This is a genomic window from Leptolyngbya sp. DQ-M1 (assembly GCF_039962505.1).
In the GTDB taxonomy this organism is placed as follows: Bacteria; Cyanobacteriota; Cyanobacteriia; order Leptolyngbyales; family Leptolyngbyaceae; genus Leptolyngbya.
Genome location: NZ_JAMPLJ010000028.1, coordinates 1 through 17104, shown reverse-complemented (window position 1 = coordinate 17104; position 17104 = coordinate 1). Strand labels below are relative to the sequence as shown.

Sequence of the window (17104 nt, the reverse complement as noted above, 5' to 3'; positions counted from 1 at the left end):
GCTGAATTACCTTATTTTCCTCAACAGTCATTTAGAGCTTTCTGCAGTTTTTTTGCTGCTGGTTCCTCTGGGCCCCACAGCCGTACAATTGTCGGGCAACGTCTGTGCCATGCAAAGCTCCGGAGAGGTTAGTAAGTTTTTGGGCCTTATAAAAGCTAAGCCTGAAATAATAGTGCCGCCCCAGGAGCTGCTCCTGAAGCAGCTGCCCCTCAAGGAGGAGCAGTGGCAGCCCATGAAAAATGTTTCCCTGGCGTATTTGCTCAATCCCCAGGACGGCTCCCTTGAGGGGCAGCAAGGTCTTAGTAACTACAAGCAATTTGTGGAGCGCCAGCGAGCTCTCTTTCCGGAGGGTTTTTTCCTCTATCAAACGGTGGAGAAAAAAATGCTGGTGCAAAACTATGAGTTCTATCGGTGGTTTGCGGCGGCTAACCGCGCTCTTAATGAAGGCGATTTGGTAAAGGTCTTTAGTGAAATTTATCGGGGAGAAACGGCGGAAATGCGTCTGAAGCTAGTGCGTTCCTCCTATGTGTATACCACTGCCCTTAACCAGAAGCTCATAGGCTCTAAGGGTTTTTCGCTGGGGAGGGTGCTGGAGATCCCCCCTAAGGATAAGCCTCTAGCTGCTGTAATTAAAAGTTTGTCGCAAAAGTCTTCCCAAGCTAACATCTTTGGGTTAGGCCAGTTGGCTACGGATAATATAGTTGCTGCCGCAGCCTACGGAGAGGCTCAGAAAATAGACTTGAATGCTCCGGAGTATACGTTCGTAAAAACTAAAGTAGATGCCTGTATACGTAAGGCTGGATTGGAAGGATTTACTAGCCATATAGAAGCCAAGCATCCCTATAAGCTCCCTGAGCCCGAGAATATGGCGCATCTGAGAGCTTCTTTAGAAGCCCGCTTCCAGTATTTCTTTGTGGGTATGCAGTTACCGCTGCAGGATGTAAAAGTTTGTGTGCTCATAGGGAGCTGTGATTCCATGGCGGAGGCGCGATTGCGTTCCGCTCTGGAAACTCTCAATAAGGAGCAGAGGTACGTTAAGCAAAACGCACACTTTATCCTTGTGTGCGAAAGCGTAGCTTCCCTAGACTAAAAGATTTTTTTGGGTGCCGGCTGCTGCATATTTCTTCCTAGAAAATTATTAGCGGCCCCTCCAGAAAATTATAAGTCTAGCTTCGTATTTAACTAGCGTAAAGAAACATGTGTGTGCAAAAGTCTAGCTCCTCTCTTATCGTTCATTCGAGTGTAACAGAAGGTTGCCAAATTTATGTGTTAGTACGGGCCAGTCGCCAGGCAAAAGCCACTAAATTTAAAGGAAGCAAATTTAAAAAAGGTTTTGAGTTCGAGGTTTTTCCGCCCATGCCAGGGCTCTACGGCTCCAGTGGCCAGCTGGGCAGTCGTTTTAAGGCTAGGTTCTTTGGCTTGCAGCGCTATGAGGTAAGAAAGGCTGCGGTAGGAGCCCTCAATAAACAGCTGTTTAGGGGGTGCCTTTCTCCGCAGCGGCAGCTCTTCCTGAGTGTCTGCCCCCACAGTTACCGGGGGCCCTACGCCACTGGGTTAAGTTCCTTGGACGAAGGGGTTCACTTAGAGTGGCCTCTGGCCCTCTGGAAGGAGAGATTGCTGGCCCGTTATGGCTCCCTCTATGAGGGTTTGGATGCCAAATTGCTGCGGGACATGACTGCTACCGAATGCGGGGCCCTGGAGACCGTCCTTTTGCAGGCCTGTCCGCCCGGTGTACCTAAGCTGCTGGCTCTAGTACCCTATTTAGGGGCTAAGGTTTTGCCGCTGGGTATGTATAGCCATCTCATAGACTACCTCTGCGTATGGCGCCATCTCCAGACTAAAGGCTGTGGACAGGAGTTTTTGGCCCTCATAAGGCAGGAGGTCGGCCCCAAATATTACTATAGGTTTGCCTATCGAGCGCTCTACGATATGGACAATGGCCCGGTGGCGGCTTTTAGCTTCAGCTATAGGCTCCTGGGTCTCAAGCTCTTTAGCCTTTGGGGTGCGGTTTCTTCGGAGCCCCCGTGCGCGGGAGGGGTCTATTCGCTCTTTGCGGAAGGGGCTTGCACCCCTGCGCAGGAAGTGGAAAAATTTCGAGGGCTGCAGCTCAACGGGGTGGCTCCTAAAGCCAATAGCCTGGTTTGGGTTCCCCGTCTGGAACTGGCGGCGCTCAGCTACATTTTAGCGGGGCCCTTTCGGTCGGTGGCGGAGCAGGGAGCCCACCAGCAGCGGTGCGAGTACTAGTTCTGAGCTGGGTAGTATTTTGCGACTATGGTAGTGGGAGCGGAAGCTGCCGCTGGATAATAAACGGAGGCCTTTTACTGGTCGGTGTTTTTAGCTGAGAGCTGTCTAGGGAGAGTCTATAGCCAATACTGTGGGCGGAAATCCTTTTTAGTAGACTTAATGCCAGAGTAAGAATCCCCGCAGCCGTTTCCGCCCCTGGCTGCGACTGCTAGGCGCTGCTTATAGCTACAGCATTCAAATGTAGGGATTGCTTCTAGAAAGAAAAAGTAACGGGGCTACCTTTGCTCCTCGCTTCAGGCGGATTCTAATCTTTATAAACCCCTACGGTCTTTTAGCCCAGGAAATTTGTGGGGCCATTGGTTAACTATCCGGGATACAGTGGTGGGTACAGCTAATTATGCCGCCGCAAAATTTTTAGAAATCTTTGAAATTTTACCCACCAAAGCGGATGCTACTGTGGTTACAGCTGGGGGCGCGCTGGTGCTTGAAGTAAAACGTGGTAGCACGTATCCCCTTGATAAGTTTGCCTTAGCAGTGGCGCTAGAGAAAAGGTTTGCGTCAGGTTTTATTAAGGGAATCCGGTTAGAGCAGCTGCGGTTTAGTGGATTGTTCAGCCGAATTAGAGCTTCTTCAGCAGCTGCTCAGGCTATTAATGCAGATAAGACGTCTGTTTTCCTTAAAAATCGTATGGAGTTTCACGCTAGTTTAGCTTGGTAATAGGAGGTTTTATGGTTTAGTGGCTAGATTTTCCCAGCAAAAAGCGCAGCATTTTAAATTATCTAAAGAACAAAAGAATAGGGCCCTAGAATACGGTGGGTTTCGAAAACCCATTTAACTTAGAATCAGTAGGCGGGGTAATAGTTCTCGGTTGTGCTATTCTCTGCTTGAGTGTTTTGCTTACGCGGCAAGCGCCTAAATACCCCCTCTTTGCGGAGTTTTAGGCCTGTTATTAGGGCTACTAGTGCTCAATAGAGCGCTCCTGCTCAGTCTATTGGAGGCTAGCGCCGGTGGTTCTAACCCTTTTCTTAGGGTTCCTTAATACCAATACACTCTATCTGGTTTTTTCGGTTTACCGCGGCTATTTTCACCTATAGGTGCTTACTACTGGGGGTTCTCTTGACGGTGAGGTTTTTGCTGGGGAAGAGTTTCTAGTAGTGCCTCTTGAGGCGGAAGATTTTGACAGCGCGTTACGGCTGAATTATTTAATCTTTCTCAATAATCAGCTCGGGCGCGGCGCTGACTGCCGGTCTAGAATTGGAAAAATTGCGCACACTCTTTTTAGTTGGATCTCTCCCAATAGCCTTGCCTTAGCTTCAAACTAAGCTTGGAACCGTTGGCTCTTTTGCTCCTAGTTATTCTCAGCTTGCGCGTTTTAAGTGGCAGTTTGCGGGTTGCTGAGAGTACCCTGCGGGCCGCGCTGGAAGGTGGGTGGGGGATTTTGTGTTTTGCCTGGTAAGTAACTAGGCTAATGCTTCTAAGAAAAGGACAGTTGCTGTCGCAGAGGCACCTTAAAAAGTGATGGTGTGCGCGGTTATAGGCGCCCGAAGTTCTTGTCCCCTAGGAGAGTAGTTCCTTAGCCCTCGAGAGGGGCTTTCAGGGCGGGTTTCCTGAAGCAGAGGTCGCCCCTAAATTAGGGTAAGCTAGTCTATATTACCTTGGGGTTTCGCGCTTTTTAAAGCTATAGCAAAGCTGTTCCTTTCTTATGTGGGGTCCTATTTCCTTTGTAGCTAAGGTTTAAACCCCCTAGGCTTGCTGTTCCGCCGTTCCCGAACCGCTGCTATAATTTTGGCTGGCATTTAACTGCTTTCTTTTTATATGTCTTATTCTGCAGAAATTGCAGCGGCGTTGGCGTATGGGTCCCGCTGCCGAGTTTAGTCTTTTTTCCTTTTGGAACGCGGCTGGATTTAGGAGCTATGCATGCGCCTAGTAACTTTAGGAAGGCTCTTCTTCGGAGCACTAGGGGTTGTCCCCACCTGCCTGTGGAATCCCTGTTGCGGGAATATAACGTTCTTAGGTTCGAAGGCGGTTAACTGCAGGAGGCTTCCTAGCGCCCCAGTGGCTGCTGTTTCCCGTTTAAGTCTGTTGTGTTTGTGAATGGGGTGGGGGTGAAGCGTGGCGCCTTAAAATTATAAGTAGGCAAGAGAAAATTGCCGTGTTTTTTTGGGGGTTAGGCCTTGGTTTTCTTAAAGATTCCTATACAAAGGTACTCGTAGTTTTACCGGTACGTTAGCATTTTAGGTATGTCGGTGTTGTTGGCTACCGTGGTGAATATATACAATATTGGATGAAACTGTTAGAAAAAGTTTTTGGTGTAACGGGGTTGAAAGTGTTTGGGTTATTAGTGGGGGTGCTGCTACTAAATGGTTGGCGCTTAAGTACGATTTTACGTGAGGGTAGGTTCACGGGGTTACAATTAGCCCTGTTTGTAGGGTTGCCCTTTGTTCTTATGGTAGTTAACGCTTACTTTTTGGTTTTTCGGTTTCATCCTGCTATGATCTACTATAGGTTAGGCTTTGTGGCGTGTCTACTTTTTGTACGCTTTTGCTTGGATTATAGCTATATTTATACGTTGGATCCAATGGCAGGGGATCCGGAGAAAGTGCCTTCTTTTGAGCGCGCAGCTTTGGCTGTAGGTGTTAAGGCTTAGTCCTTAATGTCCAGTGGAACTTTTTGCAATTAATTTTAGTAGGGTTGCCCTTCGGTAATGTGGCGTGGGGGTTAGCTTATTATTACCACAACTCAAGCGTGTGTCTGGCAAGCAGCACTTCCGCTATGAAAGCATTTAAGCCTGAATTATTGAGGCTTCTGCGGGAGCAGCTTGAGCCGCGAGCCTTACCCCTGTCAGCCGAGCAACTTGTCGCGAGCGAAAAAGCGGCAGTGGTTCTGGCTGTAGGCACTAGCGAGAAAGAATTGCAGGCCTATATGCGCGGGTTGTTTAACGAAAGTGGCGTCCTTAGGAATCTCTATGCTATTTGGGCGCGGCAAAAAGCGCTCCAGGGTTCGCAGGAATTCTTAAAAATTTTTACAGCGGCAACTTCCCTGGGTGGGGGGTTGCGCTGTAAAAATTTTTATTGGTGCATTTACCGCTAAGACTTTTAAATGGTTTCTGGTTCCCGGTAAAATAATATGCTGAGGATTTTTCGTCCTTAGTGTAACCGTATGCGGGTGGGCTATTTCAGGGGTCCTCCTAAAATAATGTGTGTGCAAAATTTTATGTGTGCTTCTAGCCTTTAAAGGCTGTTCCTATAGTTTAACGGCAGAACGCTTCACTCATAATGAAGTTATGGTGGTTCAATTCCATCTGGGAGCAGCCTTTCTTTATACTTGTAGTTTAATGGCTAGAATACACACTTGATAAGCGTGGGATGAAAGTTCAATTCTTTCCAAGTACACGGAACCTATAGCTTAATTCGGATAGAGTATAAGGTTGCGGTCCTTTTGGTGTTGGTTCAAATCCAACTAGGTTTAAGGGGAGATATAGCTTAATGGTAGAGCATATGATTGTTAATCATACTGTTATTGGTTCAAGTCCAGTTATCTTCGGCGAAGCTGTGGCGAAATGGTAGACGCGTCAGACTTAAAATTTGATAAATTTTGATTTGTGGGGGTTCAAAGTCCCCCCGGCTTCAGTCCTCGTGCTTCAGGAGGATCGTATAAAGGTAATATGTGAATTTGCAAAATTCAAGATAGTGGTTCAATTCCACTTCCTTGCTCTGTGGAAAAATCTTTAGAAGAGTGGTGGCGGAATTGGTAGACGCGCTTGATTTAGGCTCAAGTTTCTTTGCGGATGTAGGGGTTCAAGTCCCCTCTACTCTAGAAATCTTCTTAGCTGTGGCGGAATTGGTAGACGCGTCAGACTCAAAATTTGATAAATTTTGATTTGTGGGGGTTCAAAGTCCCCCCGGCTTCAGTCAGTGTGCGGTGGCTGGGATAGTTTAAATGGTAAAATGTGGGATTCCAAATCCTAATATAAGGGTTCAATTCCCTTTCCCCTTGCTCTCAACCCTAAGTTTCTCTCTCTGCTACGCTGACTTTTCGGCGCGGCAAGCTTTATAGGTGTTTGCTTTATGAACAGCTGTTATGTTAATGGCTTAAGTAAAAAAATAATACTTGTAGAAGAGGCCCCTGCCACTATGAGACCTTTGGTTTAGTGGTTAGATTTCCCCAGCAGAAAGCGCAGCATTTTAGTTTACCTAAAGAACAAGGCGTGTTTTGTGGAAAGCTATCCGGCTACGGGTTTACCTATAGGGTTATAGTTACTCCAGTCTAAATTTTTTTGCGAGGAGCCCCGCAGTAGTGGTTGGGCTCAATAGTGGCATCGGGAGATTTTTAGGGAGGGAGTTCGCGTCAAACATTTTTGAAGGAGCTTCCCTGTCATTGGTTAGCTGAAAGTCTTCCTAAAAAGTAGCCGCATTATCATTGGACCTATAAACCTTCTCTCGCTACTAGTGTTTTTCCTAAGAGCAATGCCCTTTAGGCAGAAGCTTAGTGTAGAACCAGTTGGCGTTGTTCTGCTCACGGATTCTCATTTTAAAATTTTCACTCACAATTTTCTAGTTTCCAAAACGATTTCATTCCTGTTTAGGCGTTTTGTGCGCCCGTGTTTTTTTTTTGTTTTATCTAAAAATGTAGGGGCGCGCTCTAAAAGTTGTATTTAAGGAAGGGGAAGGCCCTTCCTTGGAATTTCAGCCACACCAGTGTGCCTTGTTACAGTGACCCGGTCTCTAAACTTATACTCTATTAGCGGCTTCTCTCCCCCAGCGGTTGGTGGGGTCCGGGTTCAGAGGCTACTAGCTGTGCCTTATTTAGGTTATCTATCTGCTTTAAATGCCTAGGAAAAACCTTTTAAATTAATAATGGGAGAAACCCCTAAAATTGTCGCTGAAGGGAGTCTAAAAAATAAAGTGTCAGTTCTGGGGGTTTTTAAAGCACGCCAGCCGCCTTTTTGAGTGCTCCTGGCGCTGAATCGTGTCCTAAGTCTTGGCTTCTCCGTTGCCGGACTTTTCGCTGTCCTTTAGTGCCGGTAGCCCCAGCTCGAACTTTGGTTCAGGGCGCGGCGTTCCTTTCCTTTGCTTTTGAGTTCTTCTATGCTAGTTGCCCCCTTGTGCTAGTTATACGTACAGAGGGCTGGCATTTCGGTAGCTGTCGAACTGTGGCTGGAGACATAGGCAGAATTTGTGCCGGAACAGCGGTTCGTCTAGTGCGTGGGTTTTTTTCTCTATGAGTTTATAAAATAAAAAATTGCTGGTGCATATTAGTTTATGTGCTCCCTACGGCTAGTGCTTTGTGCAAGTTACGGTTGGGAAGCTGCCGGTGCAAATATTTCTGTGGAACTGTTCCCCCTTATGTCCGGCTTTTGCGTTTCTAGGCCAAGACATTGGCTTTTAAGTACGATTAGCCTGCGTTAGGGGTAGCTCTACGCGCGCCGCCCAGTTTTTGGCTCTAAGATTTGCGGACCAAAATGCCAGTAGCAGTAGTTTAACGGGAGCCTACTGGCCTGGTGGTGTGGGAAATTGCAGGCGCTCTTCGCGAGTAGCGCCTGCAGCCCCTAATTTTAGGGCTCCGCATTCTAGACTCTAGGGGCACACCTTACACCAGTTGAGGCCGAAGGGGGGCTCCTGCTAGACTGTCCCCTTTGGGTCTACTTTATTTTACTTTACGTGAAAAAGGGGCTGAGTTCTTATACGTAAATTTTTTGGGCCTAGGCCCGCTTCTGGTTATTTTTAAAAGGGGGTTCTGCCAACTCTTTATAGAACGCGGTTTTAATTTTTAGTCCTTCTATGTTTTGAGAAAAGCATGGCAGAAAAAAAGAGTAAAACAATTTTTGCGGGCTATAAGCTCTGGGGATTAAGGGTTGGTTTTATTTTGTCTTCCTTTCTGGAGGGTTTGGTCGAGAGTTATATTGCTTTCTGTAATTTCTATTATTTCTCTTATAACTAGTGTGTTTTTGGCAGCTACGGGGCTTATTAGCTTTTCTATAGATTTATGGTAAAAATGCTTTATTATAGGCTGATTTTTTTTGGAGCTTTTACTTTACTTGCGCGTCTTAAGTGTTTTGGGTCTAGTTCTGCATAGCGGAAGCTATGGTCTGCTACTTTTGCGTTGGCGGTAGCGTCTGTATTTTTGTATAGAGGGCTAGATTCGGGTTCTGCAGTATGGTTAACTCTACCCGTATGTGTCTTCGAGTTTTAGCTATATTTTTTTGTCTGCTGGCCACGGCCCCCGGCCAGCTACTGTTTTGGATACAAAGTTTTATAAACTAAGCTAGTGCAAATTTTCGTAGATAAATCGACCCCCGCGCTAAAAATTTTGGCGTGCTTCTAGGCCTTCTAGTGAGCAGTAGCGCCGTCACGCTTAGTCTATTGGAGCGGCGAGTTTGACGCTTCTCCTAGAGTTCCTTAATTCTAGGACACGCTATCTGGTTTTTTTTCGGCTTACCGCGGCTATTTGCGCCTATAGGTGCTTTCTAGGGGTGTCTGTTGACACGGAAGATTTTGACAGGGTGTTTCCCTTGGATTTGCTCAATATCTAATCTTTCTCAATAATCAGCTCGAGCTGCCCATACTCTGGACCACTTCTGTGCCATGCAGAGTTTTAAGGACATAAGAGGGCTTTGGGTTCCCGTTAAGCACTCCCCCTGAAATAGTAGTTCCGTCGCAACGCGCTATTATAAAAAATATATCCACAGGAAAAGTGCAAGGGAAACCCATCAAGGGAGTAGCGCTGGCGGCCCTATTAAAGGGTTGTGAAGGGGTGCTAGCTGCCACCGTCTAATTTATCCGGCGGGTTTTTCCTTCTATAGTAGCGTAGATAAAAAATTGTTGGTGGAGAACGAGTAGTTTCTAGCGCTGCTGGGCTGCTGCTAATTGCAATCTTAATGAGGCGGGGCTCCTAGCGTTAGCTAATGAAATTTATAGGGTTGCGTTCTAAAGTTTATGGGATTTGCAGGTGAAAGAATTGGTGTTCTTATGCCGCTGTTCGTTAGGGCGGTTCTTCTCCAGCCACGGGGGCTCCGGTTATTGGGATTGGTACCGCGGTTTTAAGCTGATGCGTTACCTTTGTGCAAGGATTCTGCGGCCGCGAACTGTAGGCGCCTAATGGCAACCTTCTCTTTTCTAGAATTTTTTTCAGCTGGGCGGCGGGGAACTCAATAGTACAATGCTTAGTTTTAGTGCGGGTTATAGGATTTAAATCTACTATAACCGCTAGCAAAATGTGGGGAAGGCGCCGCTTTTGGGAGTGGGCGCCTTTAACTACAGGGCAGGAATTGGAAAAATTTCGCTTATTCTTGGTAGGAGGCTGCACCCTATCTGGAACAGGGCGCCCTGTTGCGGCGGAACTACTTAATAGTTAATTTTTGCAGCAGCCCCTCTCTCTGGCCCCGAGGGCTCTGCAGTTATCTCCTAATGTGGAAGCAGCGGTAAAGTCACCAAAGGTGTAGCTCCGAAATCATGCATGCGGAGCCGGGGCCGCAGAATTTTTGCGCGGGAACTGCTGGTTTCTTTAGAAGCGCCTTAGATAACAAATTGCCGGGGCCTATAGGAGGGCTCTTAGTAGCGGTCGGGGAGCTGTCGCTGAAAATCCTTCCGTTGAACTAGTGCCCCTTATGTGTGGCTTTTAGCGGGCTTAGGGTAGCCGCCGCTGTAGAGGGGTGTATCCGCGGTTTCGGCTAGAATTTTGGCAGGGATGCCGTGGTCTTTTGCCGGTGCAGTAGGGCCTTTTCATTCGAAAGCAGCCGCTAGCGGTTTCTTAGGGGTTTCTCCTGCATAAGCATGCTTTCCCCTAAGGTGGTTGCAGCTAGTTATCACGGGTTCAGAGCGCCCCGCCTCTTCTAGCAGTAGTGATTGGTGCTTATTTGGTATCCTATAAATTTACGGTAAAAATGCCCTACTCTAGGCCGATTTTTGGACTTAGTACTTTGTGTGAGTAGCTTAAGCGTTGGGAGCTAGTTTTGCAGGGTGGTGTTATGGGTGTCTTCTTTTGATTATTCTGCATTGGCGTCAGGGTATCTAGTTTGCGTAAGCAGTGGGCTAGATCCGGTCTCGATAGGATTAAACCTGCCCTTTATGCGTTCTTGACTTTTAGCTATAATTTTTTGTCGCGGGAGCTGCGGCCTTGCATAAAAGCTCCTTATAAACCTAAGCCTGCGTTGAAGGGGCAAAGCGGTATTGTGGGTCTAAAGTTGCCTGCAGAGCAACGGTTGCAAGTAAAGATCAGTGCTCGGGTAAAAATTTCGCCTAGCACTAGTGTCCAATTAATTTTTTATGGCTCTGAGACTACAGGCGACGCCCCCCTTAGAAGTTTTTTCTTTTTTGGGGCTCGGTCTCAGTGGGCTGAGCTTAAATTTTGAGCTTAACTTAGCAGGCTAAGCGCATTCCTTTAGGAAATTTTTAGGAATTACTCTTGCGGGGCGTGTCCTTGATTTGTGGAGTTCTTCTCTATATATCCCCGTTTTATAAGGGGTTTCTTTTGGCAAGTGCTTCTGGGTTTGGCCTTATAGCACCTAGAAAATTTAAAAGAAATATAGCAGCGGACGTTTCTCAATGCTTGAAGGCTGTTTTCGCTATTAGTTGCCTTATTTTCGGTTGCTTTATGCTCTAGGTGCAGTATACGGTCTAACCACTATTTTTTTTTAAGTGTTAGGGCTTAGACCGTTAATTGGTTCGTTTGGGAAAAGTGAAATTTACAGTAGAAAGGCGGGGGTCGGGTGTGTACTACTTTTTACGCCTGTAACGTGGGCTGATTTTTTCCTTTGTAGTGTTCTAGCTACAAATATGTGCAGGGCGGAGTATCACTTTGCTAGGAAATTTCGAGAAAAATTACTGAGCTTACGGGACATAAGGTGCTTTCCCCGGGGTAATATGTGCGCACAGTGGCCTCTTATGTAGGTAGGCGGCTCTGAATGCCTTCACGAGTTATATGGTTAGCGCCTTTTATATTCCGCTATAACAGTGGGCTACTACTGAACGCTTTGCTTTTTCTCAATGTACAGCAAGGAGCTGCAGGCTTTCCTATCCGGAAGGGTTCTTTCGTTATTGTGGAGGCGCTAAAGAATTACATTGGGGAAATTTTAGTGCTAGCGGCGGTGCTAGAATTTAGGGGCTCGCTGGGTGCGGGCTACCCACTTAGGTTAATGCTACCGTTACAGCTATGTTGGTTTTAAACTTTCCGAAGGCCTTAGAGACATTTTCTACCGGAGTTAAATTTTGTACTGCTCTTTTGGCTAGCTTTTATATTAGCTGTTAGCCCGCAGGCTAACTTGCTCCGAGGTGTAGCCTGGGGGTGGTCCCTGCACCAGTGCGTTCCTTATGGCGGCAGCAGCAGTAAGCTTTGCTCTTCAGCCGCAAACATGGCTCTCTATAGCGCGGTGCTAGGGTTTTTGGAGCTCCCGCAGCGTTTTGGTATCCCCTTAACTTCACTATTTTTAGCGAACCTACTATATATTTCCTGTATAGTAGGTTCGCTAAAAATTTTTTGGGGTCTTTCTAGAACTCTCTTTCTATAATTTTGTGGCTTCTTCCGGCCGTCAATTCTATTTTTTAGAGGGCCTCTGTAGCCGTTTTTGGCGCTCGGTTTCTGTGGCTACATAAGGTAAGGTGCTCTTTTCCCCCAAATTGCGGGGTGGCAGGGTGTTGGTCTCCGGGAGTGCCGGATGAAAGTTTTAGCAGGGAAAAGTTTACATAGTATACTTTGTGTCGCAAAAATAAAAAGGCGGGACCGTGAAATGCTGTTGGTTCGGACCCGTCTACGTTTATAGATTTGTGGTAAAAGCGCTCCGCGCCAGGCCTTGTGTTAAATTGACAGCCCATATGCTTTGATGTGGGTTAGGGGGGAGTTTTTGCCGCTCTAGGGCAAGGGCCTTTTCCTGGTCTTTAGTGGCATATTTTTAAGCGGCTATTTTAGATACGTTTCTGGTTGTGTTGGTAATTTTAGAGCGGTAGCCCCTTTGGTTACTGTGACAAATTACGGTGCGTGCATACTCTAGGGTCGTAGTGTGCCGTAAGGTTTAATTATTTAGGGTCTTTAGCGCGCATAGTTAAAACTTTTTGCCGCCGGCGGCATCTCCTTGGATTTTAATGCAGAATTTTCGAGGTTACTCTCTGAGTGCCTCTAAAGCTTAGGCTAAAGGATGCAGGATCTGCTTGGTTTAAAGTACACTGCTCCGCTTCGATTAATAAATTATTAAGTACCGGCGGGTTGGTTCCTAGCGTGAAGCGCTCCAATTGCTTATATACCTAGCACTAGAAGTTTACTGTAATCAAAAGCAAATAGAAGTAGCGGCTTCCACGGCTCCTTCTTATTAAAAGGCTTGGGATGTAACTATATTTGATTCTCTTAGTGGTGTGGCTTTTGGGGGTGTATCTCCTGTTTTTTAAAGTCCCGCTTAACTAGGTATTTTTATAGTTAGCCTTAATTATGTATTTTTTAAGTGGCTAGCTTCTAATTTGTATAGCTATAGGAGTAAATTACGCGGGGGGTGTAAGGCCATGGGGAAGTATTATTGAAATTTTTAAAGGCTTTAAAGTTATATTGTTTTAAAGATATGTAAGATTTCTAGTAAAGGCCTAGGGGGGCCTGCTTAAGGCTAGTTTTAAGAAAGGGAAAATTTAGAAGCTTGCCGTAACAGGCAGGAATCTTTAAAAGGAAGACGGTGTATTTTTTCGCAAGTAGCTTGGAGCAGCCCCTATATTTTTAAAAATGTGCTGCGCATAACTCCACAGGCCCCTCCCGCGGTATTATTTCTGGAAGATTTTTGGTGCACTATAAGGGAAGACCTTCTTAGTATTGTGACAGAGGTTAGATTTTTTCCCTTGCAAAGTTTTAGGGAAAAGCTTTAAAGGTCTTCCCTTATAGTGCTTTCCCGTAGGCTCCTATTTTTTATCTTTTGGAGAAGGGGGAGAAAAAACGCCCAGCATATTTAATTGGATTAGCGGAAGGGTTTTGGGCTGGCGTTTGTATTATGTTCTTTTTTTAATAGCTTCTAATATATTTTATAGGCGATAGGGTTGGGGCACTCCTTAGAATGCAGGTCAAGGGTTATTAGCCTGTCCCCGCATTATGTGAACCGGTGTTTTAGGCTACCTCAACTCCCCTGCGGGTTTAGCCCTCCTTGACAGCAGTACAGCTCTTGCTGAATGGTGGTGTTATCAACAAAATTTATTGCGGGTGGAGCAAACTGTTACGAAGCTGCTATAGAAGAGCAACTTGGGGTGTGTTGAATTTTCCTTTGGCCTTAATTAGGGAAGACCCCTTTAGTAGGAGTAGCAGGTATGGGAGTAGTAGTTTTCTGTTCTCTGATCTCTGCAGTCGCTTAAAACTCACCCCTAAAAGGCGATTTATTTCGTTATGCAATTTTAGGTTTTGCTCTAACGGAAGCTGTAGGTCTTTTGGCTTCGGTGTTGGCTTTTCTTCTGCTTTTCCGCTAAAAAAGCTTCCGGCTAAAGGCAGAAGCACAACGCTGCTTACAAGGTTTACCGGTATAGAAGGCCCCCTACGTATTGTGGAGCCTTTGTCGGAATTATAGGTACTCAATGTTTTCGTTCTGCGGTTTTCTTTCCCCCCATGCTATTTTTAAAAGTTTCAAATTGTGCTAAAAATTCTTTGGCCGCTATTCGCGGTTTTTTTATAGGTTACGTCCGCTTACCCCTTGTAGTGCTACTAATTATTCTGGTAGCGCTAAATGCGTGCAACCCTCATACAGTTTTACTTCCTGCGTTTCATTTTATACTGTCTATTGCGGGGATTTTAACAGTTTTTTATTTTTCTTTGGTAGTTTTTTCTATGTATGCTTTTTTTTTATGTTTTCGAGCAGAATGCTGTGGATAAGGTTTTTTTTGGGGGGTCCCTTGACTATTTGCCTTCCTGCGAAGGTGAGGTGGTAGATGCAGAGCTTTGGTTAGTCCTAGTTAATTATAATTAGTACTTAACAGTAGTTTTACTGTACCGCAAGTTTCGCTAATTTCTATTTCTTTCGGCGGTTTAGGTGCCTCTCCTTTCTGCTATTATGAAAATACGTTAGCGGGGGGTTTCTTTGCGTAAGGCATATTTAAATGTTTTAAAAACAGGGCAGGCTTCCAGATTGCTTAAACAGTTGTTAGAAGGGCCTTCTTACCCGCACCCCTGTTCTAATTTAGGTCTAGATGTATGTAACACGCGCTGGTGTTTGGCAGCGGGTAAAAAATAATTTAGTAGGCGTGCTAGTAAACTACGCGGCCGGCTGGGTTTTAAAAATTTTTAAAATCGTTTGCTTACTATGGGGAGATGATGTCTCGCTATTTTAAAATTTACCATCGCATAGAGGTGGAAAGAATTAAAATTTTTAATCCGTTTTATAGGACTTTAGTTCTGGTTACAAATCATCTTAATGAAGCGGGTGTTTTACAAGTTTATAGGGAAAATTTTCCCACCCGTAGCGAGTTGGAATTGAAATTTAGGGTACGTAGTAATTATATAGAAGTTTTTGCACTTATGGGGCGAGAAGTGTTTGAGAATACGGAACTTTCATTGGAGCAGCGCTGTGATATAGTGGAAGGGTATGGCGCCCCTGGGGAGAATTTGCTCAAGGATCAGGCCCCAAATGCTGCTTCGCCTGTAAATATTTTACAAACTACGGCGCTCACAGGGTCCTAGGCTTTCGTTAAAAAATTTCAGCTGCTCTTGTCGAGGTTTAATCTTTCAGGGCTGGGTACTTTTTTAGAAGGTGGAAATTTGTGGCAATACAGATTAACGCTCGAATTTAAGACTTGGTATGGCGTAGGTCTTATAGAAGGATTCGAAAATCGTTATGAGAAACAGCTGCAATATTTATTTATTTAAAAAGCCAGGACTCATTGCTGTTGTGATATTATGGCGATGTGAAGCGAGTTTAGTGGAGCAGTGTAAGGCAGCGCTAGAGTGCATTTATAGTGAGGTCCAGAAGCGTATTCTTTAAGCTTATAAAATTCCTATTTGTAGATTTTTTATTGTATATGACACAGTTAATCATTGTTGAAACGTTGGCGGGTTTTAAAGGTATATATGTTTTAGAGAGACGTAAATTTCAATTAAAGCCGCAAGATTTTAGGTTACCCAAAGAACAAAAGAAAGAGATCTATGTAGAAGCGTATCCTGCTATGGGTGGGCTTTACGCTTTCGTCGGTAGGGGCCTTCAAAAACATAGGTGAGTGCGTATGGGGTTCTAAAAGCGGCTGCTACAGGCTATTATAATGTCATTGGCAAATTAGCTGGCGTTTTAAATAAGTGGTTGTGGGAGGGTTTTTTTTCATAGGGGCAAGAATTTTTACAGCTTTTGCGATTGCCTTTAGTTGAAATGGCTAGTCTTGATGCGTTGCCTGTAAATTTATTCAAGGGGCGCCGGTTTATCCGCGATTTTACAGCGGTTGAATTGGTATTCTTGCGGCATCTTTTGCAGTAGGCACGCCCTCGCAAGCCTACTTTTGCGCAGCTTAAGGGGGGCCCCGAGCCTGCGCTAGAGGATGTAGGGTTGGCCTTCCAGATTTCTTTGCTTTTCTTTTAGCTTAGCGCTTAAGCGCCAGTGCAGGGGCCCAGAATTTTTTCTTTTTCTAAAAACTTTTGAGGGTAATAAATATCATGATTATTTTTATGCCAGTCAAGGCAGGATGCTGGATGTAGAAAATGCTATAATTTGCGTTTTTAGTAGTGGCTCTATAGGCTTTAAATTTTATAATTTCCTTAGCCTAGAACTGCGCTTAGGCGCAGTTCTAGGTCAGTCTTTTGTAGAGGGGGCGGGCTTAACCACTGGGCTGGAGCTGGAAAAATTTCGGCTGCTGTAACTAAATGGAGTGGCCCCCAAAACCACTAGCATTTCTCCTCGATTATTCCATGAACAATTGGCTGTGCTTAATACGCTACTAAAAAATGGTGCTCATTTTGATAATGGCGTTATTTTAACGCGCGTCTTTTTCTAGGGAATAGATAGCGGTGGGTTAGGACACCTTTTAAACAAGGCTGGGCGCTCATCCCAAATACCCTACAGTTATCTAAGGAATTATATCACGGGAGCATGCTTAACAAAGCATTAGTTTAGGTTCAAAATTAGTAAAATCGGTAGGATGCTGGTTTTGTTTAGGCTTAAAATCTGGTAAATTTTAAGTGCAGGGTTTTCCTTGGAAATATTCTGCGGATGTTTAGCAAAATAATTATCCCCGATAATGGGAGGAAACTTTGTTTGTAGCAAGCGTTGGCGTAGGAAAGGTTAAAGGGCACTGTTGTCCTATTTGTTGCGCTTAAGTGTTAGTTAATAGTTTTGCTATAGTATGCGGCTTTTTTTTCTTTAGAAGCCTATAATGGGCAAAACGCGTAGTTGCAGCGGGGGTGTGGTCTTATACCAGGGTAGGGTGCCCTTCGTCTCATCTTTGGTTGGTGGTTAACTATAAAAAAACCGCCGACGCTTTCAAAAAAATTTGATGCTCTTATAACTATGAACAAATTCTTATGTTGAAGCTTAAAAATTACTAGGCGCTTGTTTAGTTATTCACGGGTTGCCAGGAGCAGGTATGGGGGTAGGAGTGGTTTTTGGTTCTCTGATTTCTTCAGTTGCTTAAAACTCACCCGTGAACGGCGATTTATTTCGTTATGCAATTTTAGGTTTTGCTCTAACGGAAGCCGTAGGTCTTTTGGCTCTGATGGTGGCTTTCTTAATTCTTTTCCGCTAAAAAAACTCCTGGGTTATTTGTAGAAGATTAATTTAATCTTCTACAAGGGCCCCTGTTAATAAATTTTAGAGGGAAAGTATGCGGGAGCTTTATTTCCTAATCTTAGGGGCATTCATACGTAGTTTTGGGGCTTTTGCTGGAATTATAGGTACTTTAGTTCCTGGTTCTTGTAGTATGGTGTTTTT

At 45.1% G+C, this 17104-nt stretch carries 7 protein-coding genes and 7 tRNA genes; all 14 read left to right on the top strand.

Features of this window, described 5'->3' with window-relative positions; translation table 11 throughout:
- The coding region (locus tag NC981_RS25165) for a hypothetical protein (RefSeq protein ID WP_348245528.1) at positions 1–1090 on the top strand (1090 nt) is incomplete at its 5' end.
- Between the two features lie 113 nt (positions 1091–1203).
- The gene (locus NC981_RS25160) at positions 1204–2244 is read left to right on the top strand and encodes a hypothetical protein (RefSeq protein ID WP_348245527.1); all 1041 of its coding nucleotides are present in this window, start codon (positions 1204–1206) and stop codon (positions 2242–2244) included.
- Between the two features lie 381 nt (positions 2245–2625).
- Positions 2626–2961, top strand: coding sequence for a hypothetical protein (locus tag NC981_RS25155; RefSeq protein ID WP_348245526.1), 336 nt, complete (start codon positions 2626–2628; stop codon positions 2959–2961).
- A 1567-nt stretch (positions 2962–4528) separates the two neighbouring features.
- Positions 4529–4891, top strand: coding sequence for a hypothetical protein (locus NC981_RS25150; RefSeq protein WP_348245525.1), 363 nt, complete (start codon positions 4529–4531; stop codon positions 4889–4891).
- Between the two features lie 23 nt (positions 4892–4914).
- Positions 4915–5334 (top strand): hypothetical protein, encoded by a 420-nt coding sequence (locus tag NC981_RS25145; RefSeq protein ID WP_348245524.1) that lies wholly within the window; start codon positions 4915–4917, stop codon positions 5332–5334.
- A gap of 149 nt (positions 5335–5483) precedes the next feature.
- Positions 5484–5554, top strand: a tRNA-Met gene (locus tag NC981_RS25140).
- Positions 5555–5565: 11 nt separating this feature from the next.
- Positions 5566–5636 (top strand) — tRNA-Ile (locus tag NC981_RS25135).
- A gap of 2 nt (positions 5637–5638) precedes the next feature.
- Positions 5639–5712: transfer RNA gene (locus tag NC981_RS25130), tRNA-Arg, on the top strand.
- 3 nt (positions 5713–5715) lie between these two features.
- A tRNA-Asn gene (locus NC981_RS25125) sits at positions 5716–5787 on the top strand.
- A gap of 2 nt (positions 5788–5789) precedes the next feature.
- Positions 5790–5873, top strand: a tRNA-Leu gene (locus NC981_RS25120).
- Positions 5874–5976: 103 nt separating this feature from the next.
- Positions 5977–6060, top strand: a tRNA-Leu gene (locus tag NC981_RS25115).
- Positions 6061–6071: 11 nt separating this feature from the next.
- Positions 6072–6154, top strand: a tRNA-Leu gene (locus NC981_RS25110).
- A gap of 8354 nt (positions 6155–14508) precedes the next feature.
- Positions 14509–14874, top strand: a complete 366-nt coding sequence (locus NC981_RS25105) for a hypothetical protein (protein WP_348245523.1) — start codon at positions 14509–14511, stop codon at positions 14872–14874.
- Between the two features lie 1943 nt (positions 14875–16817).
- Complete coding sequence (locus tag NC981_RS25100) at positions 16818–16919, top strand: hypothetical protein (protein ID WP_348245522.1); 102 nt, start codon at positions 16818–16820, stop codon at positions 16917–16919.
- The last annotated feature ends 185 nt before the right edge of the window (positions 16920–17104 follow it).